This window comes from Pantoea sp. B9002 (assembly GCF_013385945.1).
Classification (GTDB): Bacteria; Pseudomonadota; Gammaproteobacteria; order Enterobacterales; family Enterobacteriaceae; genus Pantoea.
Genome location: NZ_JACAPA010000010.1, coordinates 234,610 through 252,458, shown reverse-complemented (window position 1 = coordinate 252,458; position 17,849 = coordinate 234,610). Strand labels below are relative to the sequence as shown.

Sequence of the window (17,849 nt, the reverse complement as noted above, 5' to 3'; positions counted from 1 at the left end):
ACATAGCGATAAGACCACTGTGACCACATCATTTCTCGCGCTGTTTAGCCATCAAACTCAGGGCGGTTTACGTGAGCGACTGTGCAACACCTTGCGTCAGGCTATCGCCAATGGGCATCTGCGGCATGAGCAGAAATTGCCGTCCAGCCGCCAGTTAGCTACCGACCTATCGCTGTCGCGCGTCACGGTGGAGGCGGCATATGCACAATTAGAGAGCGAAGGTTATCTGCAGCGTTACGGCGGGCGCGGGACCTTTGTTTCGATTCGCATGGCGTCGCCCACCAACAAAACCCGCAGCGACCGTTCGCCGCACTTTTCTCAGCGCGGCCAGCAGGTTTTGGCAACGGGCGGCTGTCAGGATCCGCCCTTTCCGCTCGCCTTTGCCGCCGGTTCACCCGAGTTACGCGCCTTCCCGCATGCGCAGTGGCGTCGCATCAGCAATCAGGTGCAGCGCTCGCTGGGCAGCAAAGTGATGGGTTACGGCGATCCGCTTGGATTGCCATCGCTGCGGCAGGCAGTGGCGGATTATCTGGCGCTGTCACGCGGCGTGCGATGCACGGCGGAGCAAGTGGTGATCCTCACCAGTTCACAGCAGGCGCTGCAGTTGCTGGCGTTGATGTTCCTTGATGCGGGTGACGAAGTGTGGCTGGAAGAGCCGGGTTATCCCGGCGCGCGCAATGCGTTTCTTGCCGCCGGGGCGCGCTGTCGCGCCATGCCGCTGGATGCAGAAGGCGCAGTGCCGCTCAACGGCAGCGCGAAACTGGTCTATCTGACGCCGGCGCATCACTATCCCACCGGCACAGCCATGAGCCTGGCGCGGCGCTTGCAGTGGCTGGCGTGGGCGCGGCAGCAGGATAGCTGGCTGATTGAGGACGATTACGACAGCGAATTTCACTACGAGGATCGCCCGGCTCCGGCGCTGCAAGGATTAGCCGCGGAGGGTCGGGTGATTTGCCTCGGCACTTTCTCCAAAACGCTGTTCCCGTCGCTGCGGCTGGCGTGGATAGTGGTGCCGCCACAACTGGTAGAGCCGTTGGGCCGCGCGCGCAGCGTGATGGATGGTCATAGCGCATTGCTGCCGCAGGCGATCAGCGCGGAGTTTTTGCAGCAAGGCCATTTCGCCAGCCATTTGCGCCTGATGCGCCAACTCTATCGCAGCCGACGTGACTGCTTGCTACAGCAGATCGAAACGCGCTTAACACCCTGGCTTGAGCCGCTGCCGGCGGCTGGCGGCTTACAGTTAGCGGTGCGGCTGTTGCAAGGGGATGAAGCGCGCTTAACCGCCCAGGCGAAAGAGAACGGATTATTGCTGCCGCGCCTGTCGCCGCTTTATGCCGGTGACGTGCAGCAAGCGGGCTGGCTGCTGGGCTTTGCGGCGCTGACGCCCGGTGAGATTGTCAGCGCCTGCGATAAGCTGGTTACGCTGTTGTCGCAGCCCGCGCAAACGTCCAGGTAACCAGAATGCCCAGCGCCGCACAACAGGCACCCGCGACATAGACCGAGCCGTAACCCAGCGCCGTCGCCAGTAAGCCGGTCAACGGGCCGCTGGCACCGTACGCGATATCCTGAAACGCAGAGAAACCGCCAAGCGCAGTGCCGCGAATCTGCGGCGATACGCGCTTGATCACTTCAACGCCCAGCGCCGGGAAGATCAGCGAGCAGCCGCAGCCGGTCAGAGCCGCACCAATCAGTGCCATCCAGCCGGAAGTGGCGAACGCCAGCAGCATCAGACCGGCGGTTTCCACCAGCAAGGAAACCATCGCCACTTTTACGCCACCGTGTCGATCCGGCAAGCCGCCAAAGAACACGCGCACCAGCACAAACGCACAGCCAAAAGCGGTCAGCGCGAAACCGGCATTGCCCCAGTTCTCCGCTGCAAAATAGAGTGACGTAAAGGTGCCGATCACCGCAAAACCGGTGCCCTGCAGCGCCAGCGCCAGTCCCGGCTGAAAGATGGTTTTCACCACGCTAAGCAGCGATGGCCGCTCGCCGCCCACCACCGGCACGTTGCGGATCCAGCTATTAATCGCCAGCGACAGCAGCGGCAACAGCAGCGCAACCGCGCCGAGAGCAGCAAAGCCGCCGTACTGATTGATCAGCAAGCCGAGTGGCGCACCGGCCGCCAGCGATCCATAAATCGCCATGCCGTTCCACGACATCACTAATCCGGAACGTTTGCTGCCCACCAATCCCATGCCCCAGGTCAGATTGCCGGTCAGCAGCAGACTTTCGCCGAATCCTAACAACAAGCGCCCTAGCGCCAGCAAACCGAACTTCGCCCACGGAGAAACCGGTAACAACGCCGCCGCCAGATACGCCACGCCCACCAGCGCGATGGCCAGCATGCCGTGCTGCGTGGTGAGTTTCGCACCGTGCTGATCGGCTCGACGCCCGGCAAAGCTGCGCGTTAACAGCGTGGCGAAGAACTGAATCCCCACCGCCACGCCAACCATCAGGTTGCTCATGCCGAGTTCATGATGGACATACAGCGGGATCACCGGCAGCGCGAGGCCGGCGGTCAGATAGGTGAGGAACACCGCAAAGGAGGTGCAAGCCAGCGGCATAACGGATTGCGTCTGCGCGTCAGCAGTCGTGGTCATGATGGGTCGAACTCCTTGTAATAACCAGACACGCGCTTACTGCCAAAACAGAAACGGGATATTTGGTTCACGTTAGTGTGAAGTGATAATTTTGTTTCGGATGGAGTGAGAGTGTAGGCAAGCAGGAGGTGGAATGTCAAAAACAACAAGGGCCAGATTAACTGGCCCTTGAGATAGTGCTGGCATAATTTGGTCGCCATAAATGGCGACCCTACGGGATTATGCTGGCAACTTACGCATTGTGAGGGTGGCGTTGGTACCGCCGAAACCGAAGCTGTTTGACATCACGGTGGTCAGCGCTTTTTCAGTTGGCTTGGTCACGATGTTCAGACCTTTGCCCGCTTCATCCAGCTCTTCCACGTTGATGCTTGGCGCGATGAAACCGTGCTCCAGCATCAGCAAGGTGTAGATCGCTTCCTGCACGCCCGCCGCACCCAGTGAGTGACCGGTCATGGCTTTGGTAGCAGAGATAGACGGCGAGTTGTCGCCGAACACTTCGCGAATCGCACCCAGCTCTTTCACATCACCAACCGGCGTAGAAGTGCCGTGGGTGTTGAGGTAATCGATTGGGGTATCCAGACCTTGCATCGCCATCTTCATGCAGCGCACTGCGCCTTCGCCTGAAGGAGCTACCATGTCTGCGCCATCTGAGGTTGCGCCGTAGCCCACGATCTCAGCGTAGATGTGTGCGCCGCGAGCCAGAGCGTGCTCCAGCTCTTCAACCACCACCATACCGCCGCCGCCGGCGATGACGAAACCGTCACGGTTGGCATCGTAAGTACGTGAAGCTTTTTCTGGGGTTTCGTTGTATTTGGTCGACAGTGCGCCCATCGCATCGAACTCACAGGCCATTTCCCAGCTCAGCTCTTCGCCGCCGCCAGCAAACACGATGTCCTGTTTGCCCAGCTGAATCTGCTCAACGGCGTTACCGATGCAGTGTGCAGAAGTGGCACAGGCTGAACTGATGGAGTAGTTCACGCCGTGAATTTTGAACGGGGTTGCCAGGCAAGCAGAAACGCCTGAACCCATCGCCTTGGTCACCACATAAGGACCGACCGCTTTCAGGCCGCGTGGGCTACGCATGGCGTCAGCACCAAATACCTGATAACGCGGAGAACCGCCGCCAGAACCGGCAATCAAACCCACACGTGGATTTTGCTGATACTGTTCGTCAGTCAGGCCAGAATCTTTGATCGCTTCGGCCATTGAAAGATAAGCATAAATAGAGGCATCACTCATAAAACGCACGATTTTGCGATCGATGAGCCCGTTGGTATCCAGTTTGACGTTGCCCCATACGTGGCTGCGCATACCGGCATCTCTCATCTCTTCAGAGAAAGTAATACCGGAACGGCCTTCACGCAGAGAAGCCAGCACTTCTTGCTGGTTATTACCAATGCTGGAAACAATACCCAGGCCAGTAATCACTGCACGTTTCATTCAATAATCCTCGTTCCACATATTTGGATGACGTGCACTCTAGCGTACAGTTGTAAGCCGAACAAGTCCGATCAGCCATTTCCCTTTGTAAATTTGCGTCATGTGACGTCTATCGCTAAACTCGCGCCACTGCCTGAAATATGAGCCTTTCCCGTGAAATTAACCCCGGTTGAACACGCCCAAATAAACTGGAATGAACAGGGTACACCTGTGTCCCGAGCGTTCGGCGACGTCTATTTCTCCAACGATAATGGACTGGAGGAAACGCGCTATGTCTTCCTCGATGGCAACCATATTCCGCACCGTTTTGCTGAACATTCGCGCGATTTATTTATTGTCGCCGAGAGCGGTTTTGGGACTGGTCTGAACTTTCTCACCCTGTGGCAAGCCTTCGATCGCTTCCGAAATGAGCAGCCCAACGCCACTTTGCAACGCCTGCACTTCATCAGCTGCGAGAAATTCCCGCTGACGCACGCCGATCTGGTTGCCGCGCATGCCCATTGGCCGGAGCTGCAGCCGTGGGCCGAACAGCTGCAACAGCAGTGGCCGCAGGCGTTACCGGGTTGTCAGCGCTTGCTGTTTAACGGCGGCGAAGTCACGCTGGATCTCTGGCTTGGTGATATTAACGCGCTAATTCACACCTTTGATGACAGCCTCAATCGTCAGGTGGATGCGTGGTTCCTTGATGGCTTCGCGCCGGCGAAAAATCCAGAGATGTGGACGCCAGAGCTGTTCGCCGCGATGGCGCGCCTCGCCCGGCCGGGCGGCACGCTGGCGACTTTTACCGCATCGGGATTTGTGCGGCGCGGGTTGCAGGACGCCGGTTTCAGCATGCAGAAACGCAAAGGCTTTGGTCACAAGCGTGAAATGCTGGTCGGCGTGCTGGAACAGGCCGCTGCATTGCCGCACAGCCAGCCGTGGTATGCGCGCCCGCAGGCAGGCAGCAATGAAGTGGCGCTGATTGGCGGCGGTGTCGCCAGCGCAGTATTGGCGCTGGCGCTGTTGCGACGCGGTTGGCGCGTGACGCTCTATTGCGCTGATGAGGCGCCCGCGCTGGGCGCATCCGGCAATCGTCAGGGCGCGCTCTATCCGCTGCTCAATCAGCACGATCCCGCGCTGGCTACCTTTTTCCCGGCGGCTTTTAGTTTTGCCCGACGTCTGTACGATCGGCTGCCCGTGGAATTTGAGCATGATTGGAGCGGCGTGTTGCAGCTGGGCTGGGATAGCAAAAGCGCGGAGAAAATCGCGCAGATGCTCAACATGGCACTGCCGCATGACATCGCGTACGGCGTTAATAAAGAAGAAGCGCAACAGCTGGCGGGCGTCGAAATTGATGTCGGCGGGATTTTTTATCCGCAAGGTGGCTGGCTATCGCCTGCGCAGCTGACCAGCAATCTGCTGGAATATGCGCAATCGCGGGGATTACGCCTTCACTGGCTGCATCGCGTCACGCAGCTAACGCGCGATGAAGATCGCTGGACGCTGCACTTCAATGAGCAGCCGCCGGTGCAGCATTCTCAAGTGGTGCTGGCGAATGGCCATGCGTTGCTGGAACTTGAGCAAAGCAACATGCTGCCGGTGTACGCGGTGGCGGGACAAGTGAGCCACGCGCCGACCAATCCGTCGTTGGGCGCGCTGCGCACCGTGCTGTGCTACGACGGCTATCTCACGCCGGTCAGCCCGAACTTCGCCACCCATTGCATCGGCGCCAGCTATCATCGCGGCGATACCGCAACGGATTTCCGCGCCGACGATCAGCAGGAGAATCGCCAGCGGCTGATTAACTGTCTGCCGCAGAGCCAATGGCCGCAACAGGTTGATGTGTCAGATAACCAGGCGCGCAACGGCGTGCGCTGTGCCACGCGCGATCACCTGCCGATGAGCGGCAGCGCGCCGGATTATGACGCCACGTTGGCGCAATACGCCGATCTGCCGGAACAGCGCGCGCGCGGTGCAAGCGTGGCCGATGCGCCGGTGCATAACGGTTTGTTTGTGTTGGGCGCATTAGGCTCGCGTGGCTTGTGCAGCGCACCGCTGGCGGCCGAAGTGCTGGCGGCGCAGATGAGCGGCGAACCGCAGCCGCTGGATGCAGCTACGCTGGCGGCGATGAGTCCGAATCGCTATTGGGTGCGAAAACTGCTGAAGGGTAAAAAAGCGGGTCGATAATCTGCGGGGCGAGCGATCGCCCCGAGAGGTTAAGCGGTTTGACGTGCCTGCAGGAACAGATTGTCCCACATGCCGGTGACCAGCGCCTGATCGCGTGGCGACAGTTCGCCAGCAGCAATGGCTTTTTGCAGGCTGTTGGTGACGTGAGTTTGCAGCGCTTCCGGCGTGTGTTCACCGCTCAGCTCAATTTCCGCCACTGCCAGGGTCAGATGACCACGCAGATAGCCGCCTGCAAACAGCTCGTCATCGCTGGCGTGATCGACCATGTCATCAATCAGGGCCAGAATGCGGGTTTCAAATTCTACGATCATCTCTTCCTCTCTTCTTATAACCTTCGCGGATTACAGATCTTCCGGCCAAGGGAATTGTGCCGCCGTCAGTGGCGGCGTGCCGTAATAATTCGTCAGTGCATCGATGAAACGGGCCGGTCGAGCCGGAATGCCCTGCTGCAGATACGTCATCACCTGTGCATGAACCTTGCGCTGAAACGCTATGCGATCTGGCTCACAATCGCCTTCGAGATTGTCACAACTTACGTTGAAGGGAAAGCCCGCCGCCACGCAGAACAACCACTCCAGCGCCTGCGGTTTTACCTCAACCGATTCGAACTGGCTCTGCGTTTGCGCATCGCGTCCGTCCGGGCAATACCAATAACCAAAATCCACCAGCTTGCGGCGCGCTTCACCGGCAATGCACCAGTGGGAAATTTCATGCAGTCCGCTGGCGTAGTAGCCGTGTGCGAACACCACGCGATTCCACAGTGAGGTTTCATCCGCTGGAAGATAAATAGGTTCGTCGTCGCCTTTAATTAGACGGGTCTGAAAATCGTCAACGAAGCAGCCATCAAAGATGGCAATCAGCTGATCGTAATGGTGTGTTGTACTCATAATTTTTAATCTTTAAAAAAACCGGCGCCATTGTCGCATTGGCAGCCGGTCTTGACGAGTGTTGGATTACAGCGTGGCCAGCCAGGCCATCAATTCTGCGCCGTGACTGTCCCATAACAATTTGGCGCTCATCACCGCAGAAACCGTCACCACCATGGGGCGAATCAGTTTCTGACCGCGGCTCAACACCAGCTTGGCACCGAGGCGCGCGCCGATAAAGGCGCCGAGCAGCATAATCGCGCCGGTGCCCCACACCACTTTTCCGCCGAACATAAAGAACAGCAAACTGCCAAAATTCGAGGTGAAATTTAGGATTTTGGCGTGGGCGGTGGCTTTCGCCAGATTGAAGCCGCACAGCGTAACGAAGGCCAGCGCATAGAACGAGCCGGCGCCGGGACCAAAGAAGCCGTCGTAGAAGCCGACGCAGCCGCCGCCCACCAGCGCATAGGGCAAACCGTGCAGACGACGTTCGCGATCGGCTTCGCCCAAACGCGGCATCAGCAGGAACCACAAACCGATGCAGATCAGCAGCAGCGGTAAGATTTGGCGCAGCACATCCGCTTGTAAGTGCTGAATCAGAATGGTGCCGGCAATCGCGCCGAGAAAGGTCATGGCGATATTCAGCCACTGCTCGCTCAGATTCACCGCACCACGTCGGATGAAATAGAGGCTGGCGGAGAACGATCCGCCGACCGATTGCAGCTTATTGGTGGCTAACGCCTGTGCCGGAGAAAGCCCGGCCGCCAGCAACGAAGGCACGGTGAGCAAACCACCGCCACCGGCAATGGAGTCGATAAACGCCGCCAGCACCGCCACGAAAAACAGCACGCCGAGCACCAGCGGGCTGACAACAAACCAATCCATTGCAGTACCTACAGAAGATGCTTATCTAATAACGCCTGGCAAGACGGCGGAAGTGGCGGCGGCGTTTTCTTCACCGGCGGCGTACTACCTGGTTTTTTCGGCAGGAACCAGCTGTCCAGCTCAGCGCCACAGCCATCGCCCGCCGGTTGAGGTGCCTGGTCTTCACACTCCAGACTGCCCGCCGGGCAACGCAGACGCACGTGCATGTGCGCACGATGGGCGAACCACGGACGCACTTTATTCAGCCACGCGCGATCGCTACCGGCATCGGCACAAAGCTGCCTTTTAATCGCTGGATTGACGAAGATACGTGTGACTTCATCATCTTTCGCTGCCAGTTTAATCAGGCTGTCAATTTGCGGCTGCCAGTGACGCGCAATCACCTGTTTATCATCGGCAGAAACCAGATCGAGCGGCTGCGGCTTGAGTAATTGCTGCGCCGTCCAGCGGGTTTTCGGCAGCTGCAGCCAGATATCAACATCCAGACCGGTTTGATGGCTGGCGTGGCCGCTGCTAAAACGGCCACCCGCCGCCATGCCCATATCGCCAATCAGCACTTGCCCCAGCTGAAGCTGATGAACCTGAGTGCTGAGACGCTGAATAAAGGCGATCAGATCGGGATGGCCGTAATAACGGCGTTGATCCTGGCGCATCACCTGATAATTAGGTGAGTTGAGCGGCAACTGCTGCGCACCGACAATACAGCCGTTGGCGAAACCGCCAATCGACTGCGGGCTGCCGGCAATCGGCTGATGAATTTGCTGCCACGGCGTGGCGGCAACGGCGGCCGCACTGCATAACAGCGCGGCACAGGTGATGAGCAGACGACGCATCATCGGGCTTACCAGCGCGGAACGCTGCTGTTGACGTCACCGTTTTGCGCACGCTGGCGCAGCAGGTGATCCATCAACACAATCGCCATCATCGCTTCGGCAATCGGCACGGCGCGAATGCCGACGCACGGATCGTGACGACCTTTGGTGATCATCTCGACTTCTTCACCATCGCGCGTGATGGTGTTGCCTGGCACGGTGATGCTGGAGGTCGGTTTCATCGCCAGATTGGCGCTGATGGTTTGGCCGCTGCTGATGCCGCCCAAAATGCCGCCCGCGTGGTTGCTCTGGAAACCGTTGGCACGAATCTCATCGCGATGCTGACTGCCGCGCTGGTTGATCACCGCGAAACCGTCGCCGATCTCCACGCCTTTCACCGCGTTGATGCTCATCAGCGCATGCGCTAAATCTGCATCCAGACGATCAAATACCGGCTCGCCCAGGCCCGGCGGCACGTTCTCCGCCAGCACGGTGACTTTGGCGCCGATAGAATCGCCCTCTTTTTTCAGGCCGCGCATCAGTTCATCCAGCGCTTCCAGTTTGGAGGCATCCGGGCAGAAGAACGGGTTCTCTTCTACGATGCTCCAGTCTTTCAGCTCGCAGGCCACATCGCCAATCTGCGCCAGATAGCCGCGCACCACGATGCCGTGCTTCATCTGCAAATACTTCTTGGCAATCGCACCTGCCGCCACGCGCATCGCGGTTTCACGCGCGGAAGAGCGTCCGCCGCCACGATAGTCGCGCAGGCCGTATTTTTGCTCGTAGGTATAATCGGCATGGCCAGGACGGAACAGATCTTTGATCGTGCCGTAATCCTGTGAACGCTGGTCGGTGTTCTCAATCAACAGACCGATTGAAGTCCCCGTCGTCACGCCCTCAAACACGCCGGACAAAATTTTCACCTGATCCGGCTCGCGGCGCTGCGTGGTGTAGCGCGAAGTGCCAGGACGACGACGATCGAGATCGTGCTGGATGTCGGCTTCCGTCAGCGGAATGCCGGGCGGCACACCATCAACGATGCAGCCCAGCGCAATACCATGCGACTCGCCAAAAGTGGTTACGCGAAAAACTTGTCCGATGCTGTTTCCGGCCATGCTGGTTCCTTGTTGCGATGTTGCGGGCGAGCGCTCGCCCTCTTATTTAGTCTTTGTAGAATGAGAAGTGATGCTGTGCCGCCACGATTTGCTCGCGCGTCAGCATAAACACGCCGTCACCGCCGTTATCAAACTCCAGCCAGGTAAACGGCACGTCTGGATACTGATCGATCATGTGCACCATGCTGTTACCCACTTCGCAAATCAGCACGCCTTGCTCGGTGAGGTAATCCGGCGCACAGGCCAGAATGCGACGCACCAGTTTCAGGCCGTCGCTGCCCGCCGCCAGACCGAGTTCCGGCTCGTGGCGATATTCGTTCGGCAGATCGTCCATATCTTCCGCATCCACGTACGGCGGATTGGTGACGATCAGATCGTATTTCACCGGCGGCAAGTTGCGGAACAGATCGGCACGGATTGGCGTGACGTGGTTCAGCAGGCCGTGCTCTTCGATGTTCTGCTCGGCAACAGCCAGCGCATCGGTGGAGATATCGACTGCATCCACTTCCGCTTCCGGGAAGGCGTAAGCGCAGGCAATGGCGATGCAGCCGCTGCCGGTACACATATCGAGAATGTGATTAGGCGAATCGCTGATCAAACCGGCAAAACGGTTCTCAATCAGTTCACCAATCGGTGAACGCGGCACTAATACGCGCTCATCAACGTAAAATTCGTGACCGCAGAACCAGGCTTTGTTGGTGAGATACGCCACCGGAATGCGCTCGTTGACGCGGCGAATCACGCGCTCAACAATGCGATGACGCTCGCTGGCGGTCAGGCGCGCATTGCGCATATCTTCTGGAATATCCAGCGGCAGCCACAGCGTTGGCAGAACCAGTTGGACTGCTTCGTCCCAGGGATTATCCGTGCCGTGGCCGTACCAAATGCCTGCCGCCGAAAAACGGCTGACAGCCCAGCGCAGCATGTCCTGAATGGTGTGCAGTTCATTCACTGCCTCATCGACGAATATCTTGTCCACGTAGCCCTCCGCAGGCCATAAAATCAATCGGCCGATAGTGTGCCACGAAGCCGGGCAGAATTCAGCGCAGCGAGGCGAAAAAGCTGACATTTGTTAACGCTAACGGTTAAGGTATGCGACTTGATGTTTATCAGCCTTTTCTGACCCCAGCACAGAGCCATGAGTAAAAAAACGCCGCTAAGCCAGGACGATCAGCAGATGTTCCGCCAATTAATGACCGGAACGCGCAAGCTGAAACAGGACACCATCGTGCATAAACCGGTGGTGAAAACGCGCCAACTGCCGTTGAAACGCTTGATTTCGGAACAAGCCGATAACAGTCATTACTTTTCTGACGAGTTTCAACCGCTGCTTTCCAGTGAAGGTCCGGTGCGCTACGTGCGCGCCGATGTCAGCCATTACGAGCAGAAGAAATTGCGTCGTGGCGATTACACGCCGGAAATTTTTCTCGATCTGCACGGCTTAACGCAGATGCAGGCCAAACAGGAGCTGGGCGCGCTGATCGCCGCCTGTCGCCGTGAGCATCTGTTTTGTGCCAGCGTCATGACCGGACACGGTAAACACATCCTCAAGCAGCAAACACCGCTGTGGCTGGCACAACATCCGCATGTGATGGCATTTCATCAGGCACCGAAAGTGTTTGGCGGCGACGCCGCATTGCTGGTGCTGATAGAGGTAGAAGAGTGGCAACCGCCTGAACTGCCGTAAAGGCTGCGGTAAAAAAGGATAGGGCCGCATTTGTAAGCGGCCCATAGAGCGGAATTACATCGCTTTAGCCAATTTTGACGGGCTGACCTGCCACTCCAGCTTGCCTTCGCAGGCAGCTGCATCAAAGTTCACACAGGCTATTGCCGAGGTCGCGAACATCGGCGGCGCTTCCTGCGGGCAGAGTTCAGACACCAGATAACCCACCAGCGGCAGATGCGAAATCACCAGCGCCGATTTAACCCCTTTTTGTGCCAGCGCCTGCAGATAGCAGGCCACCATGCCTGGATCGCCGCCCGGCGTCAGTTCCGGCAAGACATCCTGCCCTTCTGGCAATTTCAGGGTTTCGCGCACCGTGGCGAGCGTTTGCTCGGCACGCAGGTAAGGACTGACTAATACCCGATCAATTTCTGGCGTTTTGCCGTTGAGCCAGCTCGCCATCGCTCTCGATTCATCACAGCCACAGAGTGTGAGAGGTCGAACAGAATCACTCGCTGCTTCCAGAGCTGCATCGCCATGACGCATGATAAAAACTTGCATAAAGCACCGCTGTTGTTTGTCGATATCGCCCGGTACCACAGCACCAGACGCTTCATTCTGCGAATGAACGGTGTGTTTTACCCCAATGGCTTCAGTATAGTCAACCGGTTGTTTATTAAATAAGCATATCTCAGAATGGTGCCGCGCTTGCCGCTGCGCGGCCCTCTGACTAACCCGCTGAATCTGTGCGCCTATTCACGATTGTGCAGAAGTGTAAAAATTCGTTTGCTGTTCTGACATTGCGATCAGCGCCTCACTCGGCGCAAAACGCTCGCCGTGCTGCTGCATTAATGACCTTAATGCTTTGACGATATCGCCAATGCCGCGCTGATCCATATAGCGGAACGGACCGCCAAGGAACGGCGGAAAACCGATGCCAAATACCGCCGCAATATCGCCATCACGCGCGTTGCGGATTACCGCTTCATCCAGACAGCGTGCCGCTTCGTTCAGCATCATCAATACACAGCGCTCAGCGATCTGCGCTTCGCTCTGCTTCGCCTGCGGTTTGATATTCAGTAGTGAATAAAGGGAAGCATCGACTTTGCGTTTTCCCGGCCAGCGCGAACGTTGATAGAGGTAAAACCCTTTGTGGTTTTTACGCCCTTTTCTGCCGTCGGCCAGAATGGCGTTCGCGGCGTTGGGCGCGCTGAAACGTGAACCGTAAGCCTGCTCGAGAATCGGGCTGATTTTGCTGCCGACATCAATGCCCACTTCATCCAGCAGCTGCAGCGGCCCAACCGGGAAACCAAATTTCACTAACGCGCGATCGATATGCTCAATCGGCTCACCTTCCTGCAAACAGTGCATCGCTTCATTTATATAGGGCGCGAGAATGCGGTTAACGTAAAAGCCGGGACGATCCGCCACCACCACCGCCGTTTTGCCCTGCTGTCGCGCCAGCTGCACGGTGTTCGCCAGCGTTTGCGCCGAGGTGTTGGCGTGAGGAATCACCTCCACCAGCGGCATTTTGTCCACCGGGCTGAAGTAGTGCAGGCCGATAATATTTTCTGGTCGCTGCGCATGGGTGGCAATGTCGGCAATCGGCAGCGACGAGGTATTGGAGGCGAATATGGTATGCGGCTGGCAATGGCTTTCGATTTCGCTGACCATCTGCTGCTTGAGCGCCAGATCCTCAAATACCGCTTCAATCACCAGATCGCGCTGGCTGAATCCCTGATAATCGGTGCCGCCGCTGATGCGCGCCATCTGCTGCTGACGTTCGGCGGCTTTTAGCTGACGCCGCTTCACCTTATTGCTCAGCAGATCCCAGCTGTATTGCAGCGCATGATTCACGCCATTGAGATTGATGTCTTTAATGCGCACTGGCAAACCGGCTTTCAGCGCCGTAACGCTGGCGATGCCGCCGCCCATCAAACCGCCGCCGAGCACGCCAATCTGCTTCAGCACTTGCGGCTCGACACTGGCCATCGACTCTTTCTTTAAGGCCGTTGAGGCGAAGAACAAACTGCGCAGCGCGGCCGATTCTGGCGTCATCGCCAGTTGGCCAAAGGCACGCGCTTCGGCTTCATGCCCGGCGCTGCTGCCCTGCTCCAGACCGATGCGCACCACGTCAAGAATACGGTCAGCCGCTGGATAGTTGCCCTGGGTTTTGCTGTGGGTTTGCCGCTGCGCCAGCGAGAACAGCACCTGACGCGCAATCGGTCCCTGCAGCAAACGATCGCGGCGCGAAAGCTCCCGGCGCGCGCCTTTTCCTTTATGTACGCGCGCAATCGCCGTTTCCAGCAGAATCGATTGCGGCACCGCGTCATCGACAATCCCGAGCTTAAGCGCCTGTTTAGCGCGCAGCTGTTTGCCGGTAAGGATCAGCGGCAGCGCCTGCTGTACGCCAATCAGGCGCGGCAAACGTTGCGTACCACCAGAACCCGGCAGCAGACCGAGCTGCACTTCCGGCAAACCGAGGCGCGTTTTGTCATCCAGCGAACAGATGCGCGCATCGCAGGCCAGCGCCAGTTCCAGACCGCCGCCAAGGCAGGCACCGTGAATCGCCGCCACCACCGGAAACGGCAGCGCGGCAATCATCGCCATCACATCTTGTCCCTGCTTTGCCAGCGCCTCAGCTTCCTGCGCCGTTTTGCAGCTGGCGATCATGCTGATATCCGCACCGGCAACAAAGTTGTCTGGCTTGCCGGAGATCAACACTAATCCGGCCAACTCCCGATGGCTGCGCGCTTCATCCAGTATCGCTTTGATTTGCGGCACAAACTCGGCCTTCAGCGTGTTCATCTTCTCGCCCGGCACATCGATGGTGATCACACCAACGTGGTCGAGGCGCATGTGTAAATGAAAGGCGGATTCGCTCATTATTCGGCCTCCAAAACCATTGCCGTACCCAAACCGCCCGCCGCGCAGGCGGTGACCAATCCTAATCCGCCACCGCGCCGCCGCAGTTCCTGCAGCGTCTGCGTGATCATGCGTGCGCCGGTAGCGGCAAACGGATGACCATAAGCAATCGATCCGCCGAGCACGTTAAAGCGCTCTTCATTCACTTCGCCCAGCGCATGCGGACGATTCAACACCTCGCGCGCAAAGCGTTCGTCACGGAACATTTTCAGGTTGGCTAAAGTTTGTGCGGCAAAGGCTTCATGCATATCAATCAGCGTCAGATCGTTGAGCGTGATGCCGGCGCGGTCCAGCGCCAGCGGCGAGGCGTAGGCCGGTCCAAGCAGCATGTCCTGCCAGACATCAATCGCCGTAAAAGCGTAGCTGCGCAGATAGCCGAGCGGCTGAATGCCAAGTTCGCGCGCGCGCCCTTCACGCATCAGGATCACCGCTGCGGCGCCATCGGTCAGCGGCGTGCTGTTGGCGGCGGTCACCGAACCGTGGCGACGATCAAACGCCGGGCGCAGTTTGGCGTAATCGGCGGCGCTGGCGTTGAAGCGAATATTGTTGTCCTGCTCGATGGGCGCTTTCCACGGTGGCACAAACGCGGGCATCACTTCCTGGCTTAACACGCCCGATTGCCAGGCGCGCGCCGCATGCTGGTGCGAACGCAGTGCCAACGCGTCCTGCTGTTCACGCGTGATGCCGTGACTTTTCGCCATCTGCTCGGCGGTATCTCCCATGCGCAACCCGGTGGAATACTCCGCCACCGCCGGCGGCACCGGCAACAGATCGCGCGGGCGCAAACGGCGCAGGATGCTGAGTTTTTGACTGAAGCTGCGCGCTTTGTTGAGATCCACCAGCGCACGCGCCAGAGTTTTACTGACGCCAATCGGCAGCACCGAGGATGAATCCGCACCACCGGCAATGCCGGCATCGATGGTGCCCGCCATTAAACTTTCCGCCACGTTTGCCACCGCCTGAAAACTGGTGGCGCAGGCGCGACTAACGCTATACGCATCGGTATGTACGCTCAATCCGCTGCTCAGAACAATTTCACGCGCAATGTTGGGCGCTTCAGGCATCTGCACCACCTGACCAAACACCAGTTGATCGATAACGTCGACCGGTAATTCGCTGCGCGCCATCAGTTCGCTGATCACCATGCGTCCCAGCTCCAGCGCGGGAATGCCGTGGAAATCGGTCGCCTGACGGGCAAAAGGGGTGCGTAATCCGTGGGTTATGGCGATACGTTCGCCCTGACGCGTCAGCAGCGGCTGCGCTTTGCTCATTGCAATCACCTGTAATTTTCGACCGGGGCATCATTGCCAAACAGGTCTGACCTGATCATCAGTGTTAACTAAGTGTTGCTAAGTAGCCAATAAGCAGAGGAAAAAAGTGCGAGGGAATACACGAAAATGAGTTAAGGCTGCCGAAGGGGTTTCGGCAGCGGCGTGATTAGCGTAGGCCGAGCTGGAAAATCAGGGTTTCGGCCTGGCAGGCAAAGGTGAAGTCGATAGAGAGGCGCACCGCGTCGCCTTCATTGGCAAAATCCGCGCGAATATCGCAAGGATCGGATTCGACCTGACGCGCGCGTTCAGTCAAATGCGCCAGCATCGCTTCCGCCGCATGGCGATCGGCAAACACGCCAGACCAGCTTGCGGTGCAATCGGTGTTATCCATCACGGTTCCCACATCGACACAGCAGCAGGCCGCTGTTTCGTTCGCACTACACTTTTTAATGGCATCAGTCATGGTTCTCTCCTGACGATAAATTCAACATAATCGGATTATTTTCTGCCGCAAAGTGTACGCCTGCTGCGTTTTCACATCCACGATCAAGCCGCTAAGTGACGAATATCACACTAAAAATTGATCCAGAACAAAATTGAAAGCTATGTTGAGGGCGAACCGCTAAGATTTTGTTAAGCAGATCTGATTTTATCGATCAAATTAGAAATATTTAAAAAACATTATTGCAACAAATACACAGGTCGGACCTATACTCGTCGCACTGGTCTGATATGTGGTTTTGCCATCAGTCCCTACAATTCGCCGCTCTTTGTTACGCGACGTAACAACGTTAAATAATAAATCTAGATGAGGTTGTGGTCATGAACCATAAAAACCTGTTTGCAAAGTCAGCTGTGGCAGCTGCAGTAACGCTCGTCTGTTCTCATGTTTACGCCGCGGGCTTTCAACTGAATGAATTCTCAGCAATTGGTTTAGGTCGTGCATATTCCGGCGAAGGTGCGATGGGTGATACCGCCGCCTCTGCCAGCCGTAACCCGGCAACCATGGCGTTAATGGATCGCCCTTCTTTCTCTATCGGCGCGGTTTATATTGATCCTGAAGTGGATATTAGTGGTCAGAGCCCGTCTGGTCGCAGCCTCGATGCCAAAAATATTGCGCCGAATCAGTGGATCCCTAATCTTCACTACGTGCATCCGATTAACGATCAGTGGTGGATTGGTGCATCTGCGACCTCCAACTATGGTCTGGCAACCGAATTTAATGACGGCTATACCGCAGGTGGTTATGGCGGCAAAACCGACCTGATGACCGGTAATTTTAATATCAGCACCGCTTATCGACTGAATGAGAATTTCAGTTTTGGTATCGGCTTTGATGCGGTCTACGCAAAAGCGAAAATTGAGCGTTATGCCGGTGAATCTGGTGCAGCGCTGGGCATTCCTGCCAATACCCAAATTGCCCATTTAAAGGGTGATGAATGGGGTTACGGCTGGAACGCCGGCATTTTGTATGAAGTGGATAAGAACAACCGCTTCGGTTTCACCTATCGCTCAGAAGTTAAAATCGACTTTGATGGCGATTACAAAAGCAGCCTGCCGGGTTACGTAAATTCTCTGCCGCAAGCGCAGCTGTTAGGCCTGCCTTACGGCACCGGCGGCTCAACCATTCCGGGCTCTCTGACCTTAAACCTGCCAGAGATGTGGGAAGTTTCAGGATGGCATAAAGTGGCGCCGCAATGGGCGGTTCACTACAGCCTGACGTATACCAGCTGGAGCCAGTTCCAGGAGCTGAAAGCCACCGGCAGCAATGGCCAGACGCTGTTCTATAAGGATGAAGGCTTCCACGATGCCTACCGTATCGCGTTGGGTACCACTTACTTCTACGACGATAACTGGACCTTCCGTACCGGTATCGCCTTTGATGACAGCCCGGTTCCGGCCGATAAACGTTCAATCTCCATCCCGGATCAGGATCGTCTGTGGCTGAGCGCCGGTGCGTCTTATGCGTTCAATGAAGATGCTTCCGTCGACCTGGGTATTTCTTACATGCACGGTCAGAAAGTCACCGTTAAAGAAGGCCCGTATACCTTTAACTCTGAAGGTAAAGCCTGGCTGTATGGCGCGAACTTTAACTACAAGTTCTGA

The 17,849-nt window shown here is 57.3% G+C and carries 16 protein-coding genes; 4 read left to right on the top strand and 12 right to left on the bottom strand.

The window, feature by feature from the left end; translation table 11 throughout:
• Positions 1-19 precede the first annotated feature (19 nt).
• Complete coding sequence (locus tag HX773_RS08355; RefSeq protein WP_176971167.1) at positions 20-1,456, top strand: PLP-dependent aminotransferase family protein; 1,437 nt, start codon at positions 20-22, stop codon at positions 1,454-1,456.
• Here the strand turns inward: HX773_RS08355 and HX773_RS08350 are convergent.
• Together HX773_RS08350 and fabB are read right to left on the bottom strand one after the other, a co-directional pair.
• Complete coding sequence (locus HX773_RS08350; protein WP_176971166.1) at positions 1,419-2,600, bottom strand: MFS transporter; 1,182 nt, start codon at positions 2,598-2,600, stop codon at positions 1,419-1,421. The two genes, HX773_RS08355 and HX773_RS08350, sit on opposite strands and share 38 nt — an antisense overlap.
• 219 nt (positions 2,601-2,819) lie before the next feature.
• Positions 2,820-4,040 (bottom strand): beta-ketoacyl-ACP synthase I, encoded by a 1,221-nt coding sequence (fabB, locus tag HX773_RS08345; RefSeq protein WP_176971165.1) that lies wholly within the window; start codon positions 4,038-4,040, stop codon positions 2,820-2,822.
• Positions 4,041-4,193: 153 nt separating this feature from the next.
• Here fabB and mnmC point away from each other — a divergent pair, with 153 nt between their 5' ends.
• A complete protein-coding gene (mnmC, locus tag HX773_RS08340; RefSeq protein WP_176971164.1) occupies positions 4,194-6,206 on the top strand; it encodes a bifunctional tRNA (5-methylaminomethyl-2-thiouridine)(34)-methyltransferase MnmD/FAD-dependent 5-carboxymethylaminomethyl-2-thiouridine(34) oxidoreductase MnmC in 2,013 nt (670 codons plus the stop codon).
• 29 nt (positions 6,207-6,235) lie between these two features.
• Here mnmC and HX773_RS08335 read toward each other — a convergent pair whose 3' ends face one another.
• From HX773_RS08335 to prmB, 6 genes are all read right to left on the bottom strand, one after another.
• Positions 6,236-6,517, bottom strand: a complete 282-nt coding sequence (locus HX773_RS08335; protein WP_008101252.1) for a YfcL family protein — start codon at positions 6,515-6,517, stop codon at positions 6,236-6,238.
• Between the two features lie 30 nt (positions 6,518-6,547).
• Complete coding sequence (locus HX773_RS08330; RefSeq protein ID WP_176971163.1) at positions 6,548-7,093, bottom strand: elongation factor P hydroxylase; 546 nt, start codon at positions 7,091-7,093, stop codon at positions 6,548-6,550.
• 66 nt (positions 7,094-7,159) lie between these two features.
• Positions 7,160-7,957, bottom strand: coding sequence for a sulfite exporter TauE/SafE family protein (locus HX773_RS08325; RefSeq protein WP_176971162.1), 798 nt, complete (start codon positions 7,955-7,957; stop codon positions 7,160-7,162).
• Positions 7,958-7,965: 8 nt separating this feature from the next.
• Positions 7,966-8,790, bottom strand: coding sequence for a penicillin-insensitive murein endopeptidase (gene mepA, locus HX773_RS08320; RefSeq protein ID WP_176971202.1), 825 nt, complete (start codon positions 8,788-8,790; stop codon positions 7,966-7,968).
• A gap of 8 nt (positions 8,791-8,798) precedes the next feature.
• Entirely contained in the window at positions 8,799-9,884 is a 1,086-nt protein-coding gene (gene aroC / locus HX773_RS08315; RefSeq protein ID WP_007889217.1) for a chorismate synthase, read from the bottom strand.
• Between the two features lie 46 nt (positions 9,885-9,930).
• The gene (prmB, locus tag HX773_RS08310; protein ID WP_008101261.1) at positions 9,931-10,863 is read right to left on the bottom strand and encodes a 50S ribosomal protein L3 N(5)-glutamine methyltransferase; all 933 of its coding nucleotides are present in this window, start codon (positions 10,861-10,863) and stop codon (positions 9,931-9,933) included.
• Between the two features lie 159 nt (positions 10,864-11,022).
• Here prmB and smrB point away from each other — a divergent pair, with 159 nt between their 5' ends.
• Positions 11,023-11,571, top strand: coding sequence for an endonuclease SmrB (gene smrB / locus HX773_RS08305; protein WP_176971161.1), 549 nt, complete (start codon positions 11,023-11,025; stop codon positions 11,569-11,571).
• Between the two features lie 54 nt (positions 11,572-11,625).
• Here smrB and sixA read toward each other — a convergent pair whose 3' ends face one another.
• The 4 genes from sixA to HX773_RS08285 all read right to left on the bottom strand — a co-directional run bounded on the left by sixA (position 11,626) and on the right by HX773_RS08285 (position 16,206).
• The gene (sixA, locus tag HX773_RS08300) at positions 11,626-12,108 is read right to left on the bottom strand and encodes a phosphohistidine phosphatase SixA (protein ID WP_176971160.1); all 483 of its coding nucleotides are present in this window, start codon (positions 12,106-12,108) and stop codon (positions 11,626-11,628) included.
• A gap of 195 nt (positions 12,109-12,303) precedes the next feature.
• On the bottom strand, positions 12,304-14,433 hold the full coding sequence (fadJ, locus tag HX773_RS08295) for a fatty acid oxidation complex subunit alpha FadJ (protein ID WP_176971159.1): 2,130 nt from the start codon (positions 14,431-14,433) through the stop codon (positions 12,304-12,306).
• Positions 14,433-15,743: an acetyl-CoA C-acyltransferase FadI gene (fadI, locus tag HX773_RS08290; protein WP_176971158.1), complete on the bottom strand. Its 1,311-nt coding sequence runs from the start codon at positions 15,741-15,743 to the stop codon at positions 14,433-14,435. Before fadI ends, fadJ begins: the two co-directional genes overlap by 1 nt.
• 166 nt (positions 15,744-15,909) lie before the next feature.
• Positions 15,910-16,206 carry a YfcZ/YiiS family protein gene (locus HX773_RS08285; RefSeq protein ID WP_176971157.1) on the bottom strand — a complete coding sequence of 99 codons (297 nt, stop codon included), beginning with the start codon at positions 16,204-16,206 and terminating at the stop codon, positions 15,910-15,912.
• Between the two features lie 359 nt (positions 16,207-16,565).
• Here HX773_RS08285 and fadL point away from each other — a divergent pair, with 359 nt between their 5' ends.
• Positions 16,566-17,849: a long-chain fatty acid transporter FadL gene (gene fadL, locus HX773_RS08280; RefSeq protein ID WP_176971156.1), complete on the top strand. Its 1,284-nt coding sequence runs from the start codon at positions 16,566-16,568 to the stop codon at positions 17,847-17,849.

What these genes read in the sequence shown, in the direction of transcription:
- HX773_RS08350 (WP_176971166.1), bottom strand. Translation starts at nt 2,600, where the DNA reads ATGACCACGACTGCTGACGCGCAGACGCAATCCGTTATGCCGCTGGCT.
- fabB (WP_176971165.1), bottom strand. Translation starts at nt 4,040, where the DNA reads ATGAAACGTGCAGTGATTACTGGCCTGGGTATTGTTTCCAGCATTGGT.
- HX773_RS08335 (WP_008101252.1), bottom strand. Translation starts at nt 6,517, where the DNA reads ATGATCGTAGAATTTGAAACCCGCATTCTGGCCCTGATTGATGACATG.
- HX773_RS08330 (WP_176971163.1), bottom strand. Translation starts at nt 7,093, where the DNA reads ATGAGTACAACACACCATTACGATCAGCTGATTGCCATCTTTGATGGC.
- HX773_RS08325 (WP_176971162.1), bottom strand. Translation starts at nt 7,957, where the DNA reads ATGGATTGGTTTGTTGTCAGCCCGCTGGTGCTCGGCGTGCTGTTTTTC.
- mepA (WP_176971202.1), bottom strand. Translation starts at nt 8,790, where the DNA reads ATGCGTCGTCTGCTCATCACCTGTGCCGCGCTGTTATGCAGTGCGGCC.
- aroC (WP_007889217.1), bottom strand. Translation starts at nt 9,884, where the DNA reads ATGGCCGGAAACAGCATCGGACAAGTTTTTCGCGTAACCACTTTTGGC.
- smrB (WP_176971161.1), top strand. Translation starts at nt 11,023, where the DNA reads ATGAGTAAAAAAACGCCGCTAAGCCAGGACGATCAGCAGATGTTCCGC.
- sixA (WP_176971160.1), bottom strand. Translation starts at nt 12,108, where the DNA reads ATGCAAGTTTTTATCATGCGTCATGGCGATGCAGCTCTGGAAGCAGCG.
- fadJ (WP_176971159.1), bottom strand. Translation starts at nt 14,433, where the DNA reads ATGAGCGAATCCGCCTTTCATTTACACATGCGCCTCGACCACGTTGGT.
- fadI (WP_176971158.1), bottom strand. Translation starts at nt 15,743, where the DNA reads ATGAGCAAAGCGCAGCCGCTGCTGACGCGTCAGGGCGAACGTATCGCC.
- HX773_RS08285 (WP_176971157.1), bottom strand. Translation starts at nt 16,206, where the DNA reads ATGACTGATGCCATTAAAAAGTGTAGTGCGAACGAAACAGCGGCCTGC.
- fadL (WP_176971156.1), top strand. Translation starts at nt 16,566, where the DNA reads ATGAACCATAAAAACCTGTTTGCAAAGTCAGCTGTGGCAGCTGCAGTA.